Origin of the sequence: Nostoc cycadae WK-1 (assembly GCF_002897135.1) — a bacterium.
In the GTDB taxonomy this organism is placed as follows: domain Bacteria; phylum Cyanobacteriota; class Cyanobacteriia; order Cyanobacteriales; family Nostocaceae; genus Nostoc_B.
The window spans coordinates 179,630-204,037 of sequence record NZ_DF978428.1; the positions used below are offsets into that span (position 1 = coordinate 179,630).

General features: G+C 40.5%; 24 protein-coding genes. 15 read left to right on the plus strand and 9 right to left on the minus strand.

Going from position 1 to position 24,408, the window contains the following annotated elements:
• Positions 1-548: 548 nt before the first annotated feature.
• Positions 549-2,138: a helix-turn-helix domain-containing protein gene (locus NCWK1_RS13465; RefSeq protein ID WP_103125070.1), complete on the minus strand. Its 1,590-nt coding sequence runs from the start codon at positions 2,136-2,138 to the stop codon at positions 549-551.
• 885 nt (positions 2,139-3,023) lie between these two features.
• Here NCWK1_RS13465 and fdxB point away from each other — a divergent pair.
• The 8 genes from fdxB to NCWK1_RS13500 all read left to right on the plus strand — a co-directional run bounded on the left by fdxB (position 3,024) and on the right by NCWK1_RS13500 (position 9,674).
• Entirely contained in the window at positions 3,024-3,317 is a 294-nt protein-coding gene (gene fdxB, locus NCWK1_RS13470; protein ID WP_096583230.1) for a ferredoxin III, nif-specific, read from the plus strand.
• Positions 3,318-3,958: 641 nt separating this feature from the next.
• On the plus strand, positions 3,959-4,936 hold the full coding sequence (locus NCWK1_RS13475; protein WP_103125071.1) for a cytochrome c oxidase subunit II: 978 nt from the start codon (positions 3,959-3,961) through the stop codon (positions 4,934-4,936).
• A 168-nt stretch (positions 4,937-5,104) separates the two neighbouring features.
• Positions 5,105-6,790 (plus strand): cytochrome c oxidase subunit I, encoded by a 1,686-nt coding sequence (ctaD, locus tag NCWK1_RS13480; protein ID WP_103125072.1) that lies wholly within the window; start codon positions 5,105-5,107, stop codon positions 6,788-6,790.
• A gap of 158 nt (positions 6,791-6,948) precedes the next feature.
• Entirely contained in the window at positions 6,949-7,539 is a 591-nt protein-coding gene (locus tag NCWK1_RS13485) for a cytochrome c oxidase subunit 3 (RefSeq protein WP_096583224.1), read from the plus strand.
• Positions 7,540-7,700: 161 nt separating this feature from the next.
• On the plus strand, positions 7,701-8,186 hold the full coding sequence (locus NCWK1_RS13490; RefSeq protein WP_096583222.1) for a hypothetical protein: 486 nt from the start codon (positions 7,701-7,703) through the stop codon (positions 8,184-8,186).
• 43 nt (positions 8,187-8,229) lie between these two features.
• Positions 8,230-8,448, plus strand: coding sequence for a hypothetical protein (locus NCWK1_RS29125; protein ID WP_146033987.1), 219 nt, complete (start codon positions 8,230-8,232; stop codon positions 8,446-8,448).
• Between the two features lie 6 nt (positions 8,449-8,454).
• Complete coding sequence (locus tag NCWK1_RS13495; protein ID WP_103125073.1) at positions 8,455-9,066, plus strand: cysteine dioxygenase family protein; 612 nt, start codon at positions 8,455-8,457, stop codon at positions 9,064-9,066.
• Positions 9,067-9,200: 134 nt separating this feature from the next.
• Positions 9,201-9,674 carry an ArsC/Spx/MgsR family protein gene (locus NCWK1_RS13500; protein ID WP_096583218.1) on the plus strand — a complete coding sequence of 158 codons (474 nt, stop codon included), beginning with the start codon at positions 9,201-9,203 and terminating at the stop codon, positions 9,672-9,674.
• 99 nt (positions 9,675-9,773) lie between these two features.
• On the opposite strand, the gene cysK is transcribed toward NCWK1_RS13500, so the two are convergent.
• Entirely contained in the window at positions 9,774-10,718 is a 945-nt protein-coding gene (gene cysK, locus NCWK1_RS13505; protein WP_096583216.1) for a cysteine synthase A, read from the minus strand.
• A 1,101-nt stretch (positions 10,719-11,819) separates the two neighbouring features.
• Between cysK and NCWK1_RS13510 the strand changes: the two genes are divergently transcribed.
• From NCWK1_RS13510 to NCWK1_RS13535, 6 genes are all read left to right on the plus strand, one after another.
• The gene (locus NCWK1_RS13510; RefSeq protein WP_096583214.1) at positions 11,820-12,224 is read left to right on the plus strand and encodes a hypothetical protein; all 405 of its coding nucleotides are present in this window, start codon (positions 11,820-11,822) and stop codon (positions 12,222-12,224) included.
• Between the two features lie 30 nt (positions 12,225-12,254).
• Positions 12,255-12,536 (plus strand): hypothetical protein, encoded by a 282-nt coding sequence (locus NCWK1_RS13515; protein ID WP_096583212.1) that lies wholly within the window; start codon positions 12,255-12,257, stop codon positions 12,534-12,536.
• Positions 12,537-12,538: 2 nt separating this feature from the next.
• Complete coding sequence (locus NCWK1_RS13520) at positions 12,539-12,850, plus strand: hypothetical protein (protein ID WP_096583210.1); 312 nt, start codon at positions 12,539-12,541, stop codon at positions 12,848-12,850.
• Between the two features lie 186 nt (positions 12,851-13,036).
• Positions 13,037-13,399 (plus strand): hypothetical protein, encoded by a 363-nt coding sequence (locus NCWK1_RS13525; RefSeq protein WP_245894895.1) that lies wholly within the window; start codon positions 13,037-13,039, stop codon positions 13,397-13,399.
• Positions 13,400-13,411: 12 nt separating this feature from the next.
• Entirely contained in the window at positions 13,412-14,413 is a 1,002-nt protein-coding gene (locus NCWK1_RS13530; protein ID WP_103125074.1) for an LLM class flavin-dependent oxidoreductase, read from the plus strand.
• The gene (locus tag NCWK1_RS13535; RefSeq protein ID WP_103125075.1) at positions 14,406-14,777 is read left to right on the plus strand and encodes a hypothetical protein; all 372 of its coding nucleotides are present in this window, start codon (positions 14,406-14,408) and stop codon (positions 14,775-14,777) included. Before NCWK1_RS13530 ends, NCWK1_RS13535 begins: the two co-directional genes overlap by 8 nt.
• 118 nt (positions 14,778-14,895) lie before the next feature.
• Here NCWK1_RS13535 and NCWK1_RS13540 read toward each other — a convergent pair whose 3' ends face one another.
• The 4 genes from NCWK1_RS13540 to dnaK all read right to left on the minus strand — a co-directional run bounded on the left by NCWK1_RS13540 (position 14,896) and on the right by dnaK (position 19,952).
• Positions 14,896-15,984 (minus strand): sensor histidine kinase, encoded by a 1,089-nt coding sequence (locus NCWK1_RS13540; protein WP_187308144.1) that lies wholly within the window; start codon positions 15,982-15,984, stop codon positions 14,896-14,898.
• A 6-nt stretch (positions 15,985-15,990) separates the two neighbouring features.
• A complete protein-coding gene (locus NCWK1_RS13545; protein WP_096583202.1) occupies positions 15,991-17,148 on the minus strand; it encodes an FIST signal transduction protein in 1,158 nt (385 codons plus the stop codon).
• A 114-nt stretch (positions 17,149-17,262) separates the two neighbouring features.
• On the minus strand, positions 17,263-17,913 hold the full coding sequence (locus NCWK1_RS13550) for an acetoacetate decarboxylase family protein (RefSeq protein ID WP_103125077.1): 651 nt from the start codon (positions 17,911-17,913) through the stop codon (positions 17,263-17,265).
• Between the two features lie 131 nt (positions 17,914-18,044).
• Positions 18,045-19,952, minus strand: a complete 1,908-nt coding sequence (gene dnaK / locus NCWK1_RS13555; RefSeq protein WP_096583198.1) for a molecular chaperone DnaK — start codon at positions 19,950-19,952, stop codon at positions 18,045-18,047.
• A gap of 486 nt (positions 19,953-20,438) precedes the next feature.
• Here dnaK and NCWK1_RS13560 point away from each other — a divergent pair, with 486 nt between their 5' ends.
• Entirely contained in the window at positions 20,439-21,431 is a 993-nt protein-coding gene (locus tag NCWK1_RS13560) for an ADP-ribosylglycohydrolase family protein (RefSeq protein ID WP_103125078.1), read from the plus strand.
• Positions 21,432-21,604: 173 nt separating this feature from the next.
• Here NCWK1_RS13560 and NCWK1_RS13565 read toward each other — a convergent pair whose 3' ends face one another.
• The 3 genes from NCWK1_RS13565 to NCWK1_RS29925 form a co-directional block, all read right to left on the minus strand.
• Positions 21,605-23,101, minus strand: a complete 1,497-nt coding sequence (locus tag NCWK1_RS13565) for a beta-barrel domain-containing protein (protein ID WP_096583194.1) — start codon at positions 23,099-23,101, stop codon at positions 21,605-21,607.
• 88 nt (positions 23,102-23,189) lie between these two features.
• A complete protein-coding gene (locus tag NCWK1_RS13570; RefSeq protein WP_096583192.1) occupies positions 23,190-24,065 on the minus strand; it encodes an SDR family oxidoreductase in 876 nt (291 codons plus the stop codon).
• 154 nt (positions 24,066-24,219) lie between these two features.
• A complete protein-coding gene (locus NCWK1_RS29925) occupies positions 24,220-24,408 on the minus strand; it encodes a hypothetical protein (RefSeq protein WP_146033988.1) in 189 nt (62 codons plus the stop codon).

Consider the following 24,408-nt stretch of genomic DNA (forward strand, 5'->3'; position numbering starts at 1 on the left):
AGTTTATTTCACGCAGAGGCTCGCTAAGGTAAACGCAAAGTTACGCAGAGTCTTTCTTATCCTAAATCTAAGTATGATCGCCTGTGCATAGGATTGTGAAATGAGATAGGCGATCGCCAAAATAGCAAATGCGAATACAAATACTATAATTGTTGTCGCGGACATAGCTTTTGCGATCGCCAAAATAGCACATGCGATCGCAAAATCTATAATTGTTATCGCTGAAATAGAAAATGCAAACGCGAAAATAACAAATGCGATCGCCAAAATCTATAAATGTGTTCGCTGAAATAGATCACGAACGTCTAAATTTTAAGCGATCGCTCAACACAATTTTTCAGTTACGCTACTAAATTTGTTGGGTTGCTCTCAAACTCTTACTCTCCGCGTCTCTGCGCGCCACTCTCCTCAACGGGGGGAACCCCCGCACGGAGGTGGCTTGCCTTTGCGTGAGACAAAAATCATCTCGTCAGCAACACCAAACATAAAAACACAGATGCACATTGTCACCTGTGTTTATCTATATATATCTGCGTTCAATATTCTAATTAAGCGAGGTTCAACACCTTGCGTAACAACGCTTGGTCTTCGATTTTCGCTTTGAGGCGGCCATTCTCGACATCTCGAATCCAGCTTTGGCTTTTCCCGGTGAGTTTGGCTAACTCTCTTTGGGAGAGATTTAAATTTTTGCGGGCTTCTAAAATCTGTTCGCCAACTAAATCGCCAGTGATTCTGACTCGTCTTCGGTTTTTGATAGTGCGGCGTTGCTTTTTTTCCGAGTCAGAAATTTGCTGTTCCCATTCTGGCGGCAGTTCAAATGACAAAATCCGCGCATTCATTAGCAGGTTCCACTTTCCACGGGGGCCGGAATCTGTCAGGCGGGTTTCGCCACCACCGTCATTAATCCAAAATTCTAAGGCTTCGTCTGGATCTTCAGGTATGCCCATTAACTTAGCCCACAATGGTTGAATTTCTGAGGGGTAAGTTACGGGGTCAAACATGGGTTTAACTCCCAAATGATTCAGCACTTCTAAATCACTTTCAAATGTCCGCAGTAGCCGTTTGCGTTCTTCTCGCTGGCGGGAGGCTAAGGTAACTTTTTCCCCTCCATAAGCAATGCGTAGCAAGGTAGGAACAGTGATGCGTTGTTCTCTACCCATCTTGGTTTTAAAGAGTAACCACAACATGAGTCTGACTGCGCCTTCGTGTTGTTGCCAAATACTCATAACAGTGGTTAGCACTGTTTTTGGCAAGCTACCGTATTGATAAAAGGCGGTACGTTCTTTACAGGCTTGTTTGTTTAAGAAATACTGCGCCCAGACTCCGGCTTTAATTTTGAAAGTTAGCCCAACTAGGTATTTACAGCCTATGTCGTCTTCTTGGAAGTGGTGCTGGACATGGACTAAGTGCCACAAGCGAGATTTGGTAACTGAAAATCCTTTGACGCGGCCTTGTTGCGGCCAGTCAATGGAAATTAACAGCGAACAAGCTTGTTGGACAAGATTTTTCATTAAGGTGAGTTTGGCAGTTTTATTTAGGTCTTTGCGTTTTTCTAGCCCCAAATATTTCTCTATTTGCCGTTCATCTAGCGAAAATTCTTGCTCCCAAGGTTGTTCTAAAGTTGTTGCGTAGGCGGCAAATATCAAATGTAGACAAGCCGCGCGGATATCCATTGTCTCAAGTGCTTCTAAATTAGTGATTAAATCACTGACATTAAAAGGATCTTGGATGTGAAAGGCGATCGCACCTTTGCCTTGGCTGACTTGTCGGCTGTAACATAAATATCCTTCTGCATCTTGTTCCCAATTTAAGGATGTGCGTTGAGCCAATAAATTACACGCCTCCCAAATTGCGATCGCCGAAGCAAAAGGGTTATTCTTCCCATTAGAAAATAAGTCCTGACTGGTAGCGTCTCGCGGTTCGACTTTGCATCTCCCCTTTTTCGCCTGCCAGGGTATGGGAGCATTTGTGGGGCAAGCTATTACACACTGGGGTTCCGGATAAAAGCCCTCACAATTGTTACACAGACAAGGATCAATCCAATATTCATCGTCTTCTAACTGAATCGCACCCGTAGGACATTGGGGACGGCAGTTATCACATCCAACGCAACTGTTGTTAGGAATTGTATACGGCATAAAACTTCTTCCCACCTAATCGTTGAGATGTTTGGCTCAAGTCTCCCCCTGGATGTGTCCTGTTTATTCATTACTCACAACCACATTAATTACCTAGCAAAAAGCAGATTTTCTTGCGTCATCATTGCCCACATCCATATTCAGACTTCGCATCCAATTGGAGGCTATGTCAGGCTTTTAAGTCGAGCCGAATATTAGTTCGTCATTAACTATAAATTTCATAAATATTTAGATGATTTTGTTCATCATGAGCCTAGGAAATTTTCTTAAGCTTTCATGTTTTTTTATTCTTTATCTTTGATGTTTACCGGAAAAACTTAACCCAAGGTTTCTTGCAGAATATTTATACACAGAATGATTTACAAGAATAGCGTTTATTAATAATTTTAATATTTAATATCAAGCTAACTGCTGCTATAAAAGTTACATTTTCACTTGAGATGCTCTAATTCCCTTATACTCTCATATTTCGAGCATTTTTATTACTAATTAACAATACTTTGATAATACAAATCAAAAATATATTTATGTAACTGAATAACATATATTTTGTATAGTCAATTACTGTCTGTTGAAAACTGCAAAATAATTTCATTATTAATAGATGTGCTAATAGCATTTTAGTAATTTATTTAGCTTAGTATGTCTGGCTTAAACTCACACTTCTTAAAGAAATAGGGGATATTTTTTTTTACAAATATCAAAACTTTATTGCTATAAAATCTCATTTATTAATCAAATTAAAATTAGAAATTAGGATAAAAGTCATCAAACTTTAATGAAAGAAAAATTAATCGTTTGACAACAAAACAAAACAATTAGATTAAGTTAGTATGAAATTAAGTACAAACAATTTAGATAGGCAGAATCGCCGAAGGTTTATTCATGGCAGCACTAACAGGATTGACATTTGGAGGTAAAACCTGGACACCTAAATTTGCCCAGGAAATTGACAAAGATAAATGTATCGGCTGTGGCAGATGTATTAAAGTGTGTGGGTATAGCGTGCTGGATTTAAAAGCACTCAATGAAGAAGGCGAATTTGTCGAAGACGAAGAAGATGATGAAATCGAGCGCAAAGTAATGGTAGTTGCTAACCCAGATAACTGCATTGGTTGTGAAGCTTGCGCCCGGATTTGTCCTAAGAACTGCTACACACACGCAGCATTAAACAATTAAATATTTGGCGACTATGAAGAGTTGTTGTTTTGATTAGGGGGTACAAAGCAAGGTATCTAGAGGGGAATTTATATAGCAGGTTACAGATGACAGGTTACAGGTGATAGGTTACAGAGTTAAAAGCTTTGCGTTGTTTAAGTTTTATCATCTGTTAATGTCATAAACTATGCTGCGGTTGCTATATAGTTAATTGAACTGAGTAAAAAGTTCATAGTAAACAAATGCGTAAATTCAAAATTGTTAATTATTAACTAAATCATACTTGCTGCTAATTTTACTGTTCAATATGAGAACTAATAGTACCCTCTAAAAACAACTAACTCTTGAAGAAGTAGAAGGTACTCTTGTTGTAGTCGTGAGAAATATTTTTAAATTTTTGGGGGAAGGATCTGAAGAGATCTGGAAAATTCCCCCAAATTTTATAGGATCTAAGATACAAAGTTAATAAGTAGAACTCAAAAGTCAAAAATCAAAGACTAAAAAATTTTGATGATGAGCTTTTGTGCGGTTTTAGATAATGGGGTTGTTGATGCCACTGAAGTATAAAAGATGAAGCCTCAAGGATAACATTTCATACTTCATACTAGCCTACGGCAAGCCACCAAAGGGTGTCTACACACTTCATACTTACAGGATCTTTTATGCAACAAATTCCTGTTTCACTATGGACGCTAGTTGCTGGCATAGTAGTTACAGCGGCTAGTGTTTGGATTGGTCACAATCACACGCTATTACCAGAACAAGCATCACTACAAGCACCTTTGGTAGACGGATTTTTCAATATCATGTTTACCATTGCGATCGCATTGTTTCTGGTTGTAGAAGGAACAATTCTCGTTTTTTTAGTCAAGTATCGTCGTCGTCGCGGTGATGATACTGATGGTATACCTGTAGAAGGGAATGTTCCCTTAGAAATCTTTTGGACAGCCATCCCATCAGTGATTGTCATTGGTTTAGGCATCTATAGCGTAGATGTTTTTAACCAGATGGGAGGTTTTGAGCCAGGAAATCACCCTCATTCTGTGGCTCATGTTGCTCACGCTTCGGGAACTGCGATGGCGGCTACCCTCAATGATACGCCAGCCGAAGCAACCTCAGCCCCCAGCATTGGGATTGGTGCGAAAAACAGCGAAAGCAAACCCGCTGACTTGGTAGTGAACGTCAAAGGGATACAGTTTGCTTGGATATTCGACTATCCCAACAGTGGCGTTACCACTGGTGAATTGCACGTTCCTATTGGTGCTGATGTGCAGTTGAATTTGTCTGCACAGGATGTAATTCATTCTTTTTGGGTTCCTCAATTCCGCTTGAAGCAAGACGCGTTACCGGGTATCCCCACTGAATTGCGATTCACCGCCACCAAAACCGGGACATATCCGGTAGTTTGTGCGGAACTTTGCGGTGGTTATCATGGTTCGATGCGATCGCAAGTCATTGTCCACACACCAGAAGAATACGATCGCTGGTTGACAGAAAGCAAGCTCGCCCAAACACAAGATTTGCAGCAAGCTGTTGCAGTTAATCCCGCCGACTTATCCCCTGCTGAATTTCTTGCACCCCACATCCACAATATGGGTGTAAGTGCAGCAAGTATCCAGTCAATAGTCAAAGGTCAATAGTCAATAGTCAACAGTCAATGGTGAGCCAGTGCGTTGGGCGGGTTTCCCGACTTGAAGCAACTGGTGAACCCGAAGGGTCAATAGCAATTAGTAACTCACAAATGACCAACGACAAATGACCAATGACCAATGACAAATGACCAATGACAAATGACCAAAAACTAATTTATGACACAAGTAGAATTTCCCCCCAACACGCCACCAGAGAAGAACTCATCCCCTAAAACGGTAGCTAGTCACGCCTCACATCCCCAGGCGTGGAAATGGTATGACTACTTCACCTTCAACGTAGACCATAAAGTCATCGGGATTCAATATTTAGTCACAGCGTTTTTGTTCTACCTCATCGGTGGATTGATGGCTGTTGCTATCCGCGTCGAACTCGCCACACCAGATGCAGACGTACTAGATCCCAATCTGTATAACGCCTTCATGACCAACCACGGAACAATCATGATTTTCTTATGGATTGTTCCCAGTGCCATTGGGGGATTTGGTAACTACCTAATTCCGTTGATGGTTGGTGCGAGGGATATGGCATTCCCCAAGCTGAATGCAGTCGCCTTTTGGTTAAACCCACCCGCAGGATTATTACTGTTAGCCAGTTTCTTCTTTGGTGGTTCCCAATCTGGTTGGACAGCTTACCCACCCCTAAGTTTAGTCACAGCGCCAATTGCCCAATCTTTGTGGATTTTGGCAATTGTTTTAGTCGGAACCTCTTCTATTTTGGGTTCCCTCAACTTTGTCGTCACCATCTTGATGATGAAAGTCCCCAGCCTAAGATGGGATCAACTACCCTTATTTTGCTGGGCTATTTTAGCCACCTCCGTACTAGCACTTCTCTCTACACCTGTGTTAGCTGCGGGTTTGGTGTTGCTGTTATTTGACATCAACTTTGGCACATCATTCTTTAAACCAGATGCAGGCGGTAACGTTGTTATTTACCAACACTTGTTCTGGTTCTATTCTCACCCGGCAGTTTACTTAATGATTCTGCCCATCTTCGGCATCATGTCCGAAGTCATCCCCGTTCATGCGCGTAAGCCCATTTTCGGATATAAAGCGATCGCTTATTCCAGCGTGGCAATTTGCGTTGTCGGTTTGTTCGTCTGGGTACACCACATGTTTACCAGTGGTACACCCGGTTGGATGCGGATGTTCTTTACCATTTCCACCCTCATCGTTGCTGTTCCCACTGGCGTAAAAATATTTGCCTGGGTTGCTACCCTTTGGGGTGGAAAAATCCGCTTCACCAGCGCCATGTTATTTGCGATCGGCTTATTGTCGATGTTCGTCATGGGTGGTTTAAGCGGCGTGACAATGGGAACAGCCCCCTTTGATGTTCACGTCCACGACACCTATTATGTAGTCGGACACTTCCACTACGTCTTATTTGGCGGTTCCGTATTTGGTATTTACGCAGGTATATATCACTGGTTCCCCAAAATGACCGGACACAAACTAAACGAAGGCTGGGGACGCGTTCACTTTGCCCTTACCTTCATCGGCACTAACCTTACCTTCTTACCCATGCACGAATTGGGTTTACAAGGTATGCCTCGACGAGTCGCCATGTATGACCCCCAATTCATTAGTTTGAATCAAGTTTGTACCATTGGCGCATTCATCTTAGGCTTATCAGTCATCCCCTTTGCCCTGAATATTCTGTGGAGTTGGAGTAAAGGAGAAGTCGCAGGCGATAATCCTTGGCGGGCTTTAACCCTGGAATGGACAACCAGTTCACCCCCCATCATTGAGAACTGGGAAGTCTTACCAGTAGCCACCCACGGCCCCTACGACTACGGTCATAACGTAGAAATAGCACCAACAGGCACACCAGAAGTGAGTGCGTAGTTAGATCCCCCCTAACCCCCCTTCAAAAGGGGGGGAACATGACTCACTGATTTAGGTTATACACAGGTATATATTAAGTGATGAGAATTTAGCCCCCCTTTTGAAGGGGGGTTGGGGGGATCTTCAAAACCCTTGTTAAAAATTCAGCCAGTAAAAATATGACAGTCGCCACACCCAGCGAACATCACACCGAAGAACATCATCCTGATTTGCGAGTTCCCGGTTTATTAACCTTCCTCATTTCCGAATCCCTGATGTTTGGGGGATTCTTTGCCACTTACTTATTCTTTCGCGGAACCACAGCAGTTTGGCCGCCCGAAGGAACAGAAGTAGAATTACTCGTACCCACAATTAACACCATCATTCTAGTATCTAGTAGCTTCGTCATTCACTTTGGTGATGTAGCGATTAAAAAGAATGATCTTGCAGGAATGCAACGGTGGTACAAAATTACCGCCATCATGGGCGCAATTTTCTTATTAGGTCAAGTTTATGAGTACATGACCTTGGGATATGGTATGACAGCCAATGTCTTCGCCAACTGCTTTTATTTGATGACAGGCTTCCACGGCTTGCACGTATTTGTGGGGCTGTTATTGATTTTAGGAGTATTGAAGCGATCGCAGCGTCCCGGTCACTACTCAGCAACCAAACACACCGGCATCGAAATGGCAGAAATTTACTGGCACTTCGTAGACATCATTTGGATTGTTCTGTTTTCTTTGTTATACATTCTCAATCAGTTTTAAAGATTGAGTAGGGGAGGCAAAAAGCAGTGTGGATGTTCCTCCTGCTTTATTGCCGTTGTGTTACGGCACAAAGTAATTCAATGTAAAAGCAATAATTATTTTGCCGTAACGCACCATTTATTTTGATGCGTTACTCTGTGCTTTCTTCACACTTCAGATGTATGCAAATCGATACCAATAGATTTTCTTGGTTTCAAGTACCAGAAAATGTCAAAAAGTTACTCATATTAGCAGCAGATACTTGGCATAATAATTCTGAATCCGAGAAATATATGCAACAAGCTATCACTGAAGCCGGAGACAACCCAGACATTTTAATTTCCGCCTATAGATATTTTTACTATAAAAATAATTATGTTCTCGCCTTGCAAACAACAACTAAATTATTAGATAAAATTAAAAAAGCAGAAAATTTTCCTGAAAATTGGGAACAGCTAAAACCCATACTTATAAATCGGAGGGAAGAAAGTCAAATCAGGTTGTACTTAAATGCCTACTCTGCTACTGGTTTGGTTTTAGCTAAATTAGGAAACATAGAACAAGCTAAAGAAATCAGCATCAGGGTTCAAGAAATTGACCCCAAAAATGATTATGGTGCTGGTATCCTCCTGGATATTTTGACACGTCCAGCCGAGGAAGAAGATTAAATAGTCAAGAGTCAAGAGTTATTTGACAATTGACCAATGACTATTGACTAATGACCAATATTTACCAACACTCAACGGTCAAAATTTACAAACCATGATGAAGAGTTTTTCTTTTTCTCTACCCTTATCCACATTTAACCTGCCAGAAAATCCCCTTCCTAATACTGTTCCCTTATCTCCTGTTAGTCTTCCTAGTACTAACTCTCCTTGGTATGCAGCACCAGTGATTGTCATGCCTTCAACTTCTCAATTTAGATTCTAAAAAGTTATGCAAGGTAGGGATTGGCTACTTACTGGAGACGGTCAGTATCAGATCTGTAAAGCTGTCAGAGCATGGGATTTATTGCGAGAAAATTATCGCCTCTATCGTTTTTTGACTGAGGTGGAAGATGTTCTCAATGGTGTTGAGGATGAATCTAGCCGTCTACCAGAAATTAGGATGTTGGTGAGGCGCTTAATTGCCAATTCCTACTGGGTCAGAAGTCAACATTTAGAACCTTGTCCCAAAACAGGAACTTCTGTACTTCTCTTATACGATGAATTGGGTTTTCCGTTGACAGTCCAAACAGTAACTTTTGCACCAGGGACAACTTCAACCATTCATAATCATGGAACTTGGGGAGTTGTAGCGGTGTTAAAAGGTGAAGAAAAAAACACCTTTTGGCGACGTAAAGATGACTCAAAATCTCCAGATCAAATTGAACAAACGGGAGAAATAACTTTATCCCCAGGTGATATTGTTAGCTTTACTCCCGATGCAATTCACAGCGTGCAAGCAGTCGGTGATGAACCAACTGTGACTTTTAATATTTATGGGGAAACTGATCCAAAACAACGATTTGAGTTTGATTTAGTTACCCAGACTGCACGAAAGTTTTAAGAAGGCAGGAGGCAGGAGGCAGAAGGCAGGAGGGAAGAATTTACTTACTCAGCACTTTTAACTCAGCACTCAGCACTTTATAGAGGGGAATCTGCGTAAGTCCTAAACCATAAAGTGGATTAGGAGCAAGTACAATGGCAAGAGTAATTTTTTATGAAAAACCAGGCTGTAAAAATGGCACTCGGCAAAAAGTGTTGCTGACTGCGGCTGGTCATGAAGTAATTGCATATAACTTATTAACCGAACCTTGGACAATTCAGGGTTTACGGTCGTTTTTTGGCGATCGCCCTGTAGCTGAATGGTTTAATCGGGCTGCACCCAAGGTAAAATCTGGGGAAATCATACCCGAAAACATCGACGCAGAAACCGCCTTGGTGTTGATGTTGCGCGACCCGCTATTAATTCGCCGCCCTCTAATTCAAGTAGGCGATCGCCGCGAAGTCGGTTTTGAAGTCGAAAAGCTTGACGCTTGGATTGGCTTAAAACCTGTAGATGAATCCTTCCAAGCTATGAGTGAAGACCTGATGAGTAAGGATTTACAAGGTTGCGCCCACGGTGGTAATCATCATCATGAACATGGCCACGGTCATGGTAATTGCAAACATTAAATTAAGTAAAAAGTAAAAGGGTAAAAGGCAAAAGAGTTTATTTTCTATTTTGACTGTTTACTCTTCACTTTTTACTTTTTCCTTTTAACTTTTGACTTCTTAACTAATGCTCAAATCTTGAAACATTGCTGTGCTGAGGTAACGTTCACCGAACGAAGGCTGAATCATCACAATCAAACGACCAGCGTTTTCTGGTCGTTTTGCTACTTGCAATGCAGCACACAAAGCCGCACCAGAAGAAATCCCCGATAGTAAACCTTCTTCTTTGGCTAAACGCCGTCCATAAATCATTGCTTGGTCATCACTAACTCTGATGACTTCATCAACCAGTTCCAATCGCAACACATCGGGAACAAATCCTGCACCGATACCTTGAATTTTATGTGCGCCAGCTTCGCCACCAGAAAGGACAGGGCTATTGCTGGGTTCAACTGCGATCGCCTGTAAACTAGGCTTACGTTGTTTCAATACTTCGGCAATTCCGGTAATCGTCCCGCCAGTACCAACCCCAGCAATCACAATATCTACTTCCCCATCTGTATCTGACCAAATTTCTTCGGCGGTGGTTTCGCGGTGAATTTTGGGATTAGCTGGGTTGCGGAATTGTTGCAGCATATATGCGTCGGGTGTATTCGCCACAATTTCTTCAGCTTTGCGAATTGCACCTCGCATTCCTTCTGGGCCTGGTGTCAACTCTAATTTTGCACCATAGGCACGCAGCATTGAGCGACGTTCTTGGCTCATGGTTTCTGGCATAGTCAAAATTAGGCTATAACCACGGGCGGCTGCTACCATTGCCAAAGCGATTCCGGTATTTCCAGAAGTTGGCTCAACTAAAATTGTTTTACCCGGTGTGATGAAACCCTCCGCTTCCGCTGAGAGTACCATACTCAAGCCAATACGGTCTTTCACCGAAGCTGCTGGATTCATACCTTCGAGTTTGGCAACTATTCGCGCCACTGCACCTTCAGCTTGAGGAATTTTATTTAGTTGAACTAAGGGAGTTGTGCCGATAAGTTCTGTGACATCTTTAGCAATTCGCATAAATTAACTCCTAAAACATTTAATTTTAAAGCAGCATATTTACTTATAACAATCATTTTTGGCTAACTGCTGAGGTTAGCGATCGCTAAACCTATTTACTTTCACTAAAGCATAAATATGTAACACCAAGAAATAATTTTGGTTAATTTACACTTAAATTCGCATTTTCTATTACCATTAACTTAACATTCTGCTATTTAAGTATTGCCAAATACTAAATATCAGTTTATCTAGGGAACTTTATTAGCCGATATTTGTCTAAAAACATATACAAACTCATTTCATATTCTTTAACAAAATCATCCTGAAATCAACAGTCTATTTAACAGTTTTGCTAAATATCTAAATTTCTCCATATAAAGCTCTAAAATGTAAATTAAATACAGTAATTTTATTCATCAATAAAACTTGATTATTTTGGGTTTATTTAATTGACTTTCTGAAAAAATTTAGTTATTTAAAATATGAAGTTTTTATCCTGAGTACAAAATTTATTCATCAAAATTTATTAAAAAAAATCGTTTTTAACGATAGCCTGTCTAGCTTTAAGTCTGAGTACAAAAGTTCCAGAACCCCACCTCAGTAATACTAGTCCCTTTACTCAAAAATGCTAGTCCATTTACCCCAAGCAATTTTTTAAAAGCTTGTGCATTAATGGTTTGAGGTTTTGAGTACAACCTTAATCTATTTAATAAACTTAATCCACACCTATTAAACAGCCATAGAGAAAGCCAACTGATATAAAACATATAGGATTTACGCAGAGATTCCCCTCTACCCCCCGAAATTCTCTAGCTTGCTAGTGAACTAGGGGGGACTTCTTAACCCCACATTTTCAAGTAAGAGTGCGTTAATTCGACAAGTATAAAAATATAATTTTTAGCAAAATAGGTAATTATCTACTAGTTACTTACTGGTTTAATTTAATAAACATGAAACTATATACCTAATTTATTTATGAATCAATAAAAACCATAGTCTTCAAGCTGTTTGGGATATAAACCATAACTAAATTTTGTAATTTACTATGTAAAACTCTCTAATCTAGACCCTAAACTCTAGCCTAAACACCTAGCTTCTACCTAGCCAAGGAGAGCAAAAATGAAAGTCAAACTTCTAAATGTTCTCACAGTTTGCCTTGTAACATTAATCGTAATTTCTCCAGCAATGGTAGCCCTAAAAGTAGTTTGGGAAAAACATGGAGAGTTAGTTAAGGCACAGAATTTAACTTGTGAAGTTAATAATATTAACAAAGTAAATCAAGCCTTAGAACCTGTGGTGACGGCTGGTGTTAATAATTGCGATCGCCAAATCGTAAACCAACCGCCAACTACTGATTTTGTATATAAACTTGCCATTATTCTGCAATGGTTTATCTTGCTAACCCCTGTGTGTATTGGGTTAGGAATTCTTGTATACGATAGGTATTTAGTACATCGTGCCGCCGTATTCCAAGAACAAGTAGAAATGTTAGAAAGACTTTGGCAACAAAGTATTGAACAATAATCAATCCATACTCCAAAATTAGCAAATATTATGACAGAAGAACGGCAAGCTCAATATTTTGATTTAATCGATAAATTATTGCAATGTCCTAATGGTCAAGAACCAGAAATTTTAGAAGCACATTCAGAATTAATTGATGCTAATTTCGTAGAAGCAATGGCTAGAGTTGCTACAATGTTTGCTCACGAAGGCAACCAAGATGGCGCTCAATTTTTGTTTTTTTTAGCTCGTGAGCTTGCTAAACAATTAGGTTTATATCCAGACTTTAAAAATTCCGAAGCTGCAAAATCTGAAGTGCCAAATAAGGAGTAATCATGCTACTGACGGCTACTGATGCTGGACATATAGCGTTAGAGTTTCTCTTAGCAGACTGGAATATTCGTGACGAATATAGAGAGTGGTTTACTATTATAAAATCTCGTTTAACTGGCGAGAGTTGGTACATTGTAGAGTTGGGTGTAGAAGGCTTCCCTGATAGATGGTTTATTCAAGTTTACGATACAGGAGAATGTGATCCAAGTTATACTTTTCTTTCCCCTATCAGTGGTAAAGAAGGATTTTCTGACTTTGGTGATTTACCAGAAATGGTTGCTGAAGTATTAGTCGCCGAACGCAAATCTCGATAATACATCTGATTATTTATAAAATATCGAGAAAGTTCAGATCCCCGTCTTCTTCAAGGAGCCGGGGATTTTGGTCTCTATTAACGTCTGACAAATCATTTTTTATATATTTTTTAACACTAAAAAGCAACATATAACACACTCTATGTCATGCTTGGTTGACAAATATATGTTATATTAAATAGCGTGATGAACGCTACAGAAACATCAGTTAAAATGATTACTGAAGATATCATCGCTAAAGAATTCAAAAGAATCATCAGCGAGTATTATCCAAAGGTTGGGGAACTATTAGACGGGTGCCATGTGAAAGTCATCACCTGTTTTTGGGGAAGACCGCCTAGACGTTTGCAATACATAGGTATTTACTGCTCTGAGGAAATGCTGCCCCATATTAGAGAACAACAAAAAATCCTCAGAGACATAGCAGACAATATGGGATTAGTCCAAGTAGTTTGTATGAATGCTAAACGCTTAATTCGTGATCCCAAATCGACGCTGAAAGATACCGATCCGCGCTTGTGGTTGGAGTTGCAAATGGTAGCAACCTAAGAATAGTAAACAATGAAAATTGGACTTTTCTGCAATTACGAAAATCATCATCAAAATGCCCGCCGGGCTATTTTTGAGCAAGTCGCTTTAGTTAGACAAGCCGAAAGCTTAAATTTTGCCGAAGCTTGGGTAAGTGAACATCATTTTAGTGAAATTAATATCAGTTCTTCTATGCTGCTATTAATGGCACATTTAGCGGGTGTCACCTCAACAATTCGCTTAGGCACAGCGGCGGTTTTACTACCATTTCACAACCCGATTCGGGTAGCAGAAGATATTGCTACCTTGGATAATTTGTGTAATGGCAGATTATTATTTGGAGTTGCTAAAGGTGGGCCTTTTCCTCAGCAAAATAAACATTTTGCGATTTCAATGGGAGAATCTCGCGCCAGAATGTTAGAGGCGATCGCATTAATTCATAAGCTGTTATATGAAAATGAAGTTTCATTTCACGGACAACATTATCAATGCGATCGCCTCACAGTTTACCCTAAACCGCTGCAACAACAAATCCCTGTATATATAGCCAGTGGTGATGAGACAAGCATAGAATTTGCCGCTAAAAATTCCTTTAGCTTAATGGGAGGGCCACCCTTTGCGCTAGAGAGATTGAAAAAGACAGTGAGCCAATATCGAGAGATTAATCCCAGTGGTGCAGACAATTTTGTCTTAGCGAGGTTCTTTTTTGTTGGACAAACCAACGCAGATGCTATCACCGAAGCGATGCCTTTTATCCGCCAATTTAGCCAAAAAATGAAAGCTAATTCGGCAGTAGTAATGCAGAATAGTTCCAATGGTCATAAGGCATTTGACCGTAGCAACATTTGTTTTGACGAAGACTATTTGATTGAAAATTCAATCATTGGTGATCCTATCACTTGTCGAGACAAAATCAAAAAATTTCATGACGAATTGAATCTAGGTACATTAGCGCTCAAACCGACATCGTTTGATATGCAAAAAAACATCGAAAGTTTGCAGCGCTACAACCAAGAGGTACGCAATTATGTCTAAATTAAACCTGCTTCCACCCGATGATTTACCTCCAACAAAGGTAACAAAAGAGGATGGAATGCTGCACCTAGAGCTAGAGCAATCGATTGGTAGATGTTTTTATTACAGTTGCGATCGCATTACTCAAGCTCTACTTAATAATTGTCAGTGGTATCTTACTGATAAAAACACCAAAGTGATGTTAGTAATTGATTGCCCTGACATCGTATCTTACTGGCATATAGTCAGCAATATTCCCCAATTAGGTAATAGATTAGAGAGATTTACAACTAATGCCAAAATCAAAGTTTATCCACCTTTTGGTAAAGGTGAGCCATTAGAAATTAGTGTAAATGAAATCTCTGCTTATCGAGATTGGCTGTAAATCATATTTACTAAATTCAGAAACCCAGTTTTTTCACGAAAGCTGGGTTTTTCTTGATAGATAACTTACCTAGTGAGTAAAAGAGCGATCGCATTGAATTTCAAAACATAACATCTAGCTACAGCCTTTGTAAAGGTATCATAATCATAAATTCCGTACCTACGCCAGGAATAGATTGACATTCTAGCTGCCCTTGATGAGTTTCCACAATTATTTGATAACTAATAGAAAGCCCTAAACCTGTACCTTTACCAACTGGTTTAGTAGTGAAGAAAGGATTAAATATTTGTTGCGTTGTTTTTTCATCAATTCCAATCCCATTATCACTTATGCGAATAGAAACCCAGTTATTGATTAATTCTGTAGTAATCTTGATAGTGGGGGTAAAAGTTGCAGTTTGCAGTGTAGCTAAACCATTTGTTTTAGAATAAGTATGCTGACTATAATTTAATTTCTGCTCTAAAGCATCAATAGCGTTACTAATAATATTTATTAATACTTGATTCAGCTTACCTGCATAACACTCTACCCTGGGTAGATTGCCGTATTCTTTAATAATTATAACTTCTAAGCAACCGAGTTGAGAATTTAAGCGATTTTGCAGAATCATCAATGTGCTATCAATACCTTCATGAATATTGACTTTTTTGAGTTCAGCTTCATCTAATCTGGAAAAAGTACGTAAAGAGCGAACAATTTCACTAATCCGCTGACTCCCTATTTCCATAGACTGTAAAACTTGTACAAAATCTTTTTTGATGAACTCCAAATCAATTTTTTTGATTTTATCAGCTATAGTTATAACAGGATTTGGATAATATTCTTGATAGCATTTTAGTAGTTCTAAAATTTCTTCGGCATATTGAGTAACATAATTAATATTGCCATAAATAAAGTTTACTGGATTATTAATTTCATGGGCAATACCAGCTACTAAAACTCCTAAAGCAGACATCTTTTCAGACTCTACTAATTTGCTTTGCATAGCGCGTAGCTTTTTTAAAGTTTCTTCTAAGTCGCGACTTTGTTCTTCTAAAGTTTTTTGTGAATCACGTAATTCGTCAATTACCTTGAGAAACAAAGCCTCTTTTTTCTCATTGGTTTCCTCTAATGCAATTCTTAAAGATTCAGAGCGCTCTAGTTTTTTTTGGAGAATGCGATTGGCTTTTTCCAATTGTTTAATTTTCTGCTCATAATCTAATTGCATGATTTTTTAATATATTCCTATCAAAAGGGTAACAAAAGTCTCATGATGCAATCTAGTTTCACCGCCACTGTTTAACGGAGAAATTTCACCATGAGTATAAAAACCACAACCTGGGATTTCTGCTGTCAAAAATTCCTGAGCCAGTTGATATTCTTCAATTGTGCGTGTACCTAGTAATAGCCGACGAGCCGCACAAGAAAAAAATAAAGCTGCATCAGGCTGTTTCCCAGGATAATTATTTAAGGCATTTATAATTGATGTTTTCGCAGCACCTAAAATCTCATCTCGACTTGCTTGTGCTATTTGAACACAAGCATCTGCTGGTACTTCTCCTAAAAAAGTAATGCTACCATTTTCAGGATTATAAATGCTAGGCGCACGCATATAAAATTCTTCAGTTTCTGATTCAAACACCGCTAAAGGATATTCACCAGAAGGAGGAAGACCACCTAAATAATGATGATAAAAATCTAATGCTGGTTTGCCATCAATTTCATAGAGAATATTTTGCTCAACATTGGTAACTTTGCCTTTTCTTCCTAGAGGATGCCAACCACTAGCGACTCCTTGAGAAAATAAGAAATTACCAGAAAATATCAATACAGGAACAGAATCACTGAGAATTTCTGTTTGAAAAAATTGATATGTCTTTGCAAATTTCCATTGATCGGCGGTTAATCCACCAAAAATAGGAATATCTTTCCCCAAAGCGACTTTCAAGCCTTCAACAATCACCACCCCATCAACTGTTAAACTTTCGGGAAAAGTCAAACATAATTGAGAGAGAGATTGATGTTTAATTTTTGCTTTTGCTTGTTCTACAGCTTGTTTCGTAGCTAACATTGGGTCTTGGGATAGATTTCTACCCAACCCTGCATAAATTTCAATTTCATCAGCACAAAATAGCATTAAAGCTAGTGAATCTTGCTGAAACTTTAATAATGAAGAAATTTCGGCATCGCTAGTACCACCAATTAACTCAATTCCAGGAAAAGCCAGCACAATTTCTTGCAAGATAAGTGCATAATCAAAATCTATTGCCGCAAATAAAATACCAGCTTGAGGACGTTTTTCACCTAAATTATCTTGACATTGCTCGATAACTTCAGTAATCGCCGCTAAAGAATCAGGGTCATTACTATGGCCAACTACTACATTCAACATATATATATCTGGTCTGGAAGTTTTCTACCGTGAATTTATTATTCCCAAACCAGATTGCTTTTATAATGCCGACTATAAATTTATTGGTGATAAGATAAGCATTCTTTCGCTATCTTATCTATAAATAACTTCGCCTACTCTTTGCCCTACAATTTCTGGGTGAGCAACTGTTAATGTCATCTGTTCAAAACGCCCAGTTAAAAAAGCCTGACCTAAACCTAGACTCGCAAAAGGACTGTCTGTAGGAACTTCTAATTGGGAACTAATCAAACCCAACCGCGCTTCACATTCAGCCGAAAATTTGAGTAACTCCACACCCTTAACACTGAAGGTGGAACCAGTCAGCCTTTGTCGCCAAGCTAAACTTTGCTGAGTATAATTCAGAGTACACAAATTGCGATCGCCCTGACTCACCCTCACCCGCTGATCATTTTCCCACGTAAAATCGGCCAATTCTTTCGGCAATCCCCAAATTTCTCGCCCACCAGCCACAGAATCAACGTTATCTACATAAATGTGCGAAATCCAAGCACCAATTTTATTTTGATAACTCACCACAGCCGGAGCAACAATTAACTCACTGTACTCCAACACAGAGCCTTCCCCGTAATTGGATAAATACACGCAGCCGAGAGTTTTACCCGGCCAGACAGAAAAAATTTGCAATTCCGACGGAATCAGGGAGCGTACTTGGTTAATATTTACCAGATGTAAAGAGGCGATCGCTTTGCCTCGAAGTGTCCAAGGCGTTGCAGGATATGACATATTAACCTATCACCTGTAACCTGTAACCTATATACCAAATCCCCGCATAAAAAAAATCCCCACCCAGGTGAATACCTAGATGGGAAATATTGAGTAGGGAATTTCTCACCTTCCCTACAACATTGGAGGAATTACTTGCTTTCAGTGAAATCTGCGTCAATTACATCATCACCGCTACCAGAGGAAGTAGAAGAACCGCCACCACCATCTTGAGGTTCAGCGCCAGGTGCAGCACCGCCAGCTTGTTGATAGATATTGCTACCAACCGCGAATAGTGCTTGTTGCAATTCTGGCATCAGCTTGGCGATTTGCTCATCATCCTCTTTAGCAACAGCTTCCCGCAGATCTTTTATCAAACCTTCTACTTTGGTTTTGTCAGCCGCAGGTACTTTATCGCCTAATTCTTGCAGCTGCTTTTCAGCTTGGTACGCCAAGGAATCAGCTTGGTTCTTACGTTCAATTTTCTCACGGCGCTCTTTGTCAGAGGAAGCATTTTGTTCTGCTTCGCGTACCATCCGGTCAACATCATTTTTATCTAAGGTAGAAGCACCAGTAATGCTGATGGATTGTTCCTTACCAGTACCTTTGTCCTTAGCCGTAACGTTGAGGATACCGTTAGCATCAATGTCGAATACCACTTCGATTTGAGGTACGCCACGGGGCGCAGGAGGAATACCATCAAGACGGAAGGTTCCCAAACTCTTGTTATCGTTAGCAAATTCCCGTTCACCTTGGAGGACGTGAATTTCTACGTTGGTTTGACCATCAACAGCAGTAGAGAATACTTCGGATTTTTTGGTAGGAATTGTTGTGTTGCGAGGAATAATCTTAGTCATTACACCACCCAAGGTTTCTACACCCAAGGACAATGGTGTTACGTCTAACAATAGAATACCTGTAACATCACCAGCCAACACACCTGCTTGAATTGCCGCACCAACGGCTACTACTTCATCAGGGTTAACAGTTTGGTTAGGCTCTCTACCCAAAATCCGCTTCACCAACTCTTGGACGGCAGGAATACGGGTGGAACCACCAACCAGTACTACTTCATCGATATCATTTTTGCTTAACTTGGCATCACGCAGCGCATTCTCTACTGGAATCCGAGAACGGTCAATCAAGTCAGAGCAAAGTTCTTCAAACTTAGCGCGAGTCAGCGTCATATCCAGGTGCTTAGGCCCGTCCTGGGTAGCGGTGATGAACGGTAAGTTAATTTCTGCTTGGGTAACGCTAGAAAGCTCAATTTTGGCTTTTTCTGCCGCTTCTGTTAAACGTTGCAGTGCTTGTCTGTCTTTACGGAGATCAATACCTTCGTCTTTGCGGAACTGTTCAGCTAAGAAATCAACGATTTTTTTATCAAAGTCGTCACCACCGAGGTGGGTATCACCAGAAGTTGCTAATACTTCAAATACGCCGTCGCCAACTTCCAATACAGATACGTCAAATGTACCACCACCTAAGTCAAATACCAAGATGGTTTCGTTGCTCTTTTTATCAAAGCCGTAAGCCAGAGAAGCAGCTGTCGGTTCGTTGATAATCCGCAGAACTTCAATCCCGGCGATTTTACCAGCGTCCTTTGTAGCTTGGCGTTGGGAGTCGTTGAAGTATGCAGGGACGGTAATTACTGCTTGAGTGACAGTTTCACCTAAATATTTGCTTGCGTCTTCCACTAATTTGCGGAGAACTTTTGCCGAAATTTCTTCTGGAGCAAACTGCTTGCCAGCACCAGGAGAATCTAGCTTGACGTTACCACTGCTGCTGAGGACTTTATAAGAAACTTCGGTTGCTTCATTAGTCACTTCGTCATAGCGACGACCGATAAAGCGCTTCACCGAGTAGAAGGTATTTTCAGGGTTCATCACCGCTTGGCGCTTGGCAATTTGCCCTACCAAGGTGTCGCCATTTTTGGCAAATGCTACTACTGATGGTGTTGTCCGAAAACCTTCTGCATTAGCAATAACCGTGGGTTTACCACCTTCCATCACTGCGACGCAGGAGTTAGTTGTACCTAAGTCAATTCCAACTACTTTTGCCATTTTATGTGCTGGCTCCGTATAACTACAAATGAATGAATGGGAATATAAGGACTAAATCTTGAACCAACTGGTTTATGAAAGCAGTTACTTCAGCATCAATGACCTTTAGCTCGGTGTTGTTGGGGTTATAGCCCCAAGTTCTGCTGATATATATACTGAGCTTGTATAGCCAGTCCATGAAGGGTGGTTTCCCGAACCTTATCTGGGACGGTTAATTTTAAAGTTTTGTTTAGTTGGTTCATGGATTAATTTGCTTTCACTTCGTCTAATTTATGAGAATTAATACATTGAGTAATTAGGGTGAACCGTAATCACCATGTGGTGTTTGCCGTCTTTAAACAACATTAACTCCAGAGATATAGAGAATAAATTAGCTATAAAAGGAGTCTGTGCTTGATAAATTCAGTTAAAACGCGGATACTTACACTTACTCAAGGGTAGATTTTGTAGCGTTTGTGTATTAAAAATGTAATTAAAAAACTATTTATGCGTCGTGCCTCTGGATGTTTATTTGGGTTAGCCTTTGGTGATGCCTTGGGCGCTGCTACAGAATTTTTAAATGTGAAAGAAATTTGTCGTCGCTTTCCGCCAAATGGGCCGCAAGAAATTGTTGGTAATCCTGCACGCGTTACAGATGACACACAAATGACATTAGCAGTAGGGCAAGCCCTGATTGAGGTTGGTGTCGCAAACTTGAGTTTGCCTAATTTAGAACCTATTCTCAGACGTACTTTTGTTGAGTGGTTACACAGTCCAGACAATAATCGCGCTCCTGGGATGACTTGCTTACAGGCTTGTGAATATTTGGAATCAGGTCTGCCTTGGCAACAAGCAACTAGACCCAACTCCAAAGGCTGTGGTGCAAATATGCGTGTTGTGCCTGTAGGTTTGTTGCCCACAGATGATAAAATGCGTGCGGCAGTTGCTCAATTTCAAGCAGCATTAACTCATGGTCATCCTACTGCCCTCGCTGCTTCCGATTTAACCGCAGCAGCAATTACTTATCTTGTCAAGGGTGGCGAACCACAAAAATTGCCGACTCAATTACGCAACTATGCTCTAACTCAGCGATCGGTTTATCATGCTGATTGGCTGGATTATTTATGGCAACGTCCAGGCATTCAGACACCAGAAGAATTTATTAGTCGTGGTTGGGATGAGTGTTTAGCAGTACTCGACCGTCTTGATGCAGCATTAGTCAACCCCAACCGCGACATTGACCCCTGTTTAGCCATAGGTGAAGGTTGGGTGGCAGAAGAAGCCTTAGCTACAGGTCTATTATGCTTTTTGTTATTTCCAGAGGCACCTTTAGCGGCTTTGCGACGTGCTGCACTCACATCTGGTGATTCTGATTCCATTGCTTGTTTAGCAGGTGCTTTTGCTGGAGCATATTTAGGAATGGCAGTATGGCCAGAAGATTGGGTAGTTCGGATTGAATACCGCGACCAATTGGCGGCCTTGTGCAAAGTTTGGGATTAACAGTTATGGCAGGAGGCAGAAGGAAAAGTCTTACTATTCATGGCATTCAAGCTTTCAAGTTGTCCTAACATATCTGACTACCGCTATATAAATTATTTTTGGATAACAAGATCCCCGACTTTTTTAAAAAGTCGGGGATCTGAGCCTCTCGATTTTTACAATCCAAAATTGTCTTACCTGACAGAAAAAGCTTCGCTAAATCTGCGAGTTACAGGTTCGACAATGAAAGTTAAAATTGATTTCTTGCGAGTGACAATTTCTCCCGTAGCAACCATACCCGGAGTAAATACTACTTCTTTACCCCGCACATTTAGGGAATGTTGATTCATTTGAACTCTGGTGGGGAAAACTAACCCTAATTCTTTATCAACTACGGCATTTGGGCTAACTTGTGCTACCGTGCCAGCAATGGTACCGAATTCCTGGAAAGGAAAAGTAGTCATTTTTATTTTTACCTTCATCCCTGGACGAATGAAACCAATATCGCGGTTGAGAACTTTCACCTCTAGTTGTAATTCTTCTCCATCCGGCAAGATAGATAGTAATTCTTCCCCTGATTGTACGGGGCCTTTGGTTGCCTTAATTCTATAGATTGTGCCAGCAACTGGAGCTTTGATGGTTTCTCCTTCTTGTTGCTTTTTCGCTTGGGCTAATTGACCGGAGACGGTGGTTAATTCTTCTTTACGCTTATTCATTTGAGTCAAAATTTCGCTTTGACGCTCAGATGATAATCGTTGTACTTGATTCCGCGCGGCTTGAAAAGCTTGTTCTGCTTGGCGAATTTCTTGGCCTTGAGCTGCAATATCTTTTGCTAAAGATAAGACTCGATCTTGCGCTTCGGCAACTTTATTGTTGGCGTTAGTCACTTCATCTTCTGATCTGGTGACATCGGTATTCGCACGATTTAATCGTTCTTGAGCTTCTAAGTAATCAACTCTGGGGACAGCACCAGGAGTAATCAAGGTGCGGAGTTTTTCTTCTCTATTTTGAGCGATCGCTAATGCTTCTTTGACTCTTTCGCGGATACTTTTAGCATTAGCTAAGTTGGCTTGGGAATTGACTAAGGAACTTTTGGCTGTATCCAAATTTTCTCGCAAGCGAGCCAAGCGCACTTTTGCTTGGTCAAGAAGGGCGCGTTGGCGATTTGCTTCGGCTTCTGTGGCTGCTTGGCGGGCTTGATAATCACCTAAACGCGCAGTTAAAAGTTCATCTTGGAGTTTTTCACCAGTACTTTTACCGCCGATGCGTTCTACATCCAAACGGTCTAAGTCATCCTTAATTAACTTGGTAGATTCTGAAAGGCGGTTTACGTCTGTTTTTTGGAAATCGGGGTCGCGTTGAATTAACACTTGATTTTTAGTCACGCGATCGCCTTCTCTGACTTTCACCGCTAGAATCATGCCATTCCCCAGAGATGTCACTGGTCTAACTTGAGTCGAAGCAATGAGTTCTCCTTGAGCGATCGCCACTTCGTCAATTTCGGAGAAATGCGCCCAGGCGATCGTCCCAAATAAAGCTACACTGATAGTCCCTGCTAACAATCTTGTATAAAGCGGTGGCAATTCTTGAACTGCCTTACCTAATTCATAAGACAGTTGATCCTCTGGTTTAGCGAATCGCTGTTTTGTCTGACGCGCTTGAGCAGCATTAGCAACTAGGGGAGAGGTCATAAAATCTTCATGTTATTGGTTCTTTGTCATTTGTCCTGAGTCATTAGCCATATTTCCGGATGCTCATGACTCAGGACTAATATTCACTTCAAACTGCTAAATAGCGTCGTAAAAAACTTTCTAAAGTTTCTAAGGGAAAATTGAAAATTCTCTCTAAGTTGGCTATTTCCTCTTTTTTACAGAAAAATTCATTAGATAGCAATGTTTGATAAGTCCCCAAAGCTTTTTGTGTTTGCGGATTTAACAAACCGATAACATTTCTTAATCCATCAAGTATAAATACTGGCGGGTTAATGACTATTGGCGGTTTGTTAAAAATCCGCCCAAATATGCGCGGAATATCTTCTCGTTGCAAAATTTCTGGCCCCCCAACTGGCAATATTTGGTTACGCGCCTCTGCAACTTTTACAGAATCTACTATCATTCTTGCCAAATCATCTGTACTCACAATAGAGCTACGGTTTTGGCGATCGCCAATTAGTAAATATAACCCTGTGTCTCGAAACTGTTCCGCCAGCGGCAGCAAATTTGATGCTAGTCCAGATGGGCGTAAAATTGTGTAATTTAAGCCACTATCTACCAAATATTGTTCTACTGCCCGTTTAGCTTTAAATACAGGTGCATCTTCATAACCGCGATCAACTCCCAAGACAGAAACAAAGACAAAATGCTCGACTTGATTTGCTTTTGCTTGGTCAATTAGTTCGATATTGGCGCGATAGTCAAGGGATAAAGCATCACCACCAGAACCGTGAGCGCTGATAATATATTTGACACCTTGAGTAGCTTTTTCTATATCTCTTGCTTCGCGTAAATCACCAATGAAGATTTCTGCACCTCGGTGTTCTAACTCGCTATAACGCGAGGTGAGACGCACAAACGCCCTCACGCATTGTTCTTGCTGGCGTAGCAGTCGCACAACACGACGACCGATTCCTCCCGTTGCTCCTGTTACTAAAAACATATAAATACCTAAAATTAATATACTTAGAGTCTACTGATTGATTCTCGAACATCAAGTATGAGCATATTTGTATATTAACTAGGACTTACGCCACGAGATAATAAATCATCGATTTTAGCGATCGCTCTTGCTCCAACGATTGAGTAAATCAATGTTACTGCACTTTCTCTTGCTTCAATGCTCCGGACAAAATTAGGCAGAATAAGGCCATGCGTTCGTAAGTATAGCTAGAGCCATAAAGATTAGGACTTACGCACACACTATTGTTCTGCATAAGTCCTGATGATTTGGGATTGCTGTAATTTTTAGCTAACTTGGGCGATCGCTCATCATCTCCGGTCAA

Coding starts and splice junctions, on each gene's coding strand:
- NCWK1_RS13550 (WP_103125077.1), bottom strand. CDS start 17,913: ATGTCATATCCTGCAACGCCTTGGACACTTCGAGGCAAAGCGATCGCC.
- NCWK1_RS13570 (WP_096583192.1), bottom strand. CDS start 24,065: ATGTTTTTAGTAACAGGAGCAACGGGAGGAATCGGTCGTCGTGTTGTG.
- dnaK (WP_096583198.1), bottom strand. CDS start 19,952: ATGGCAAAAGTAGTTGGAATTGACTTAGGTACAACTAACTCCTGCGTC.
- NCWK1_RS13485 (WP_096583224.1), top strand. CDS start 6,949: ATGACAGTCGCCACACCCAGCGAACATCACACCGAAGAACATCATCCT.
- NCWK1_RS13465 (WP_103125070.1), bottom strand. CDS start 2,138: ATGCCGTATACAATTCCTAACAACAGTTGCGTTGGATGTGATAACTGC.
- NCWK1_RS13525 (WP_245894895.1), top strand. CDS start 13,037: ATGAACGCTACAGAAACATCAGTTAAAATGATTACTGAAGATATCATC.
- NCWK1_RS13565 (WP_096583194.1), bottom strand. CDS start 23,101: ATGACCTCTCCCCTAGTTGCTAATGCTGCTCAAGCGCGTCAGACAAAA.
- NCWK1_RS13475 (WP_103125071.1), top strand. CDS start 3,959: ATGCAACAAATTCCTGTTTCACTATGGACGCTAGTTGCTGGCATAGTA.
- NCWK1_RS13560 (WP_103125078.1), top strand. CDS start 20,439: ATGCGTCGTGCCTCTGGATGTTTATTTGGGTTAGCCTTTGGTGATGCC.
- NCWK1_RS13535 (WP_103125075.1), top strand. CDS start 14,406: ATGTCTAAATTAAACCTGCTTCCACCCGATGATTTACCTCCAACAAAG.
- NCWK1_RS13510 (WP_096583214.1), top strand. CDS start 11,820: ATGAAAGTCAAACTTCTAAATGTTCTCACAGTTTGCCTTGTAACATTA.
- NCWK1_RS13515 (WP_096583212.1), top strand. CDS start 12,255: ATGACAGAAGAACGGCAAGCTCAATATTTTGATTTAATCGATAAATTA.
- NCWK1_RS13520 (WP_096583210.1), top strand. CDS start 12,539: ATGCTACTGACGGCTACTGATGCTGGACATATAGCGTTAGAGTTTCTC.
- cysK (WP_096583216.1), bottom strand. CDS start 10,718: ATGCGAATTGCTAAAGATGTCACAGAACTTATCGGCACAACTCCCTTA.
- ctaD (WP_103125072.1), top strand. CDS start 5,105: ATGACACAAGTAGAATTTCCCCCCAACACGCCACCAGAGAAGAACTCA.
- NCWK1_RS13530 (WP_103125074.1), top strand. CDS start 13,412: ATGAAAATTGGACTTTTCTGCAATTACGAAAATCATCATCAAAATGCC.
- NCWK1_RS13500 (WP_096583218.1), top strand. CDS start 9,201: ATGGCAAGAGTAATTTTTTATGAAAAACCAGGCTGTAAAAATGGCACT.
- NCWK1_RS13545 (WP_096583202.1), bottom strand. CDS start 17,148: ATGTTGAATGTAGTAGTTGGCCATAGTAATGACCCTGATTCTTTAGCG.
- fdxB (WP_096583230.1), top strand. CDS start 3,024: ATGGCAGCACTAACAGGATTGACATTTGGAGGTAAAACCTGGACACCT.
- NCWK1_RS13495 (WP_103125073.1), top strand. CDS start 8,455: ATGCAAGGTAGGGATTGGCTACTTACTGGAGACGGTCAGTATCAGATC.
- NCWK1_RS13540 (WP_187308144.1), bottom strand. CDS start 15,984: ATGCAATTAGATTATGAGCAGAAAATTAAACAATTGGAAAAAGCCAAT.
- NCWK1_RS13490 (WP_096583222.1), top strand. CDS start 7,701: ATGCAAATCGATACCAATAGATTTTCTTGGTTTCAAGTACCAGAAAAT.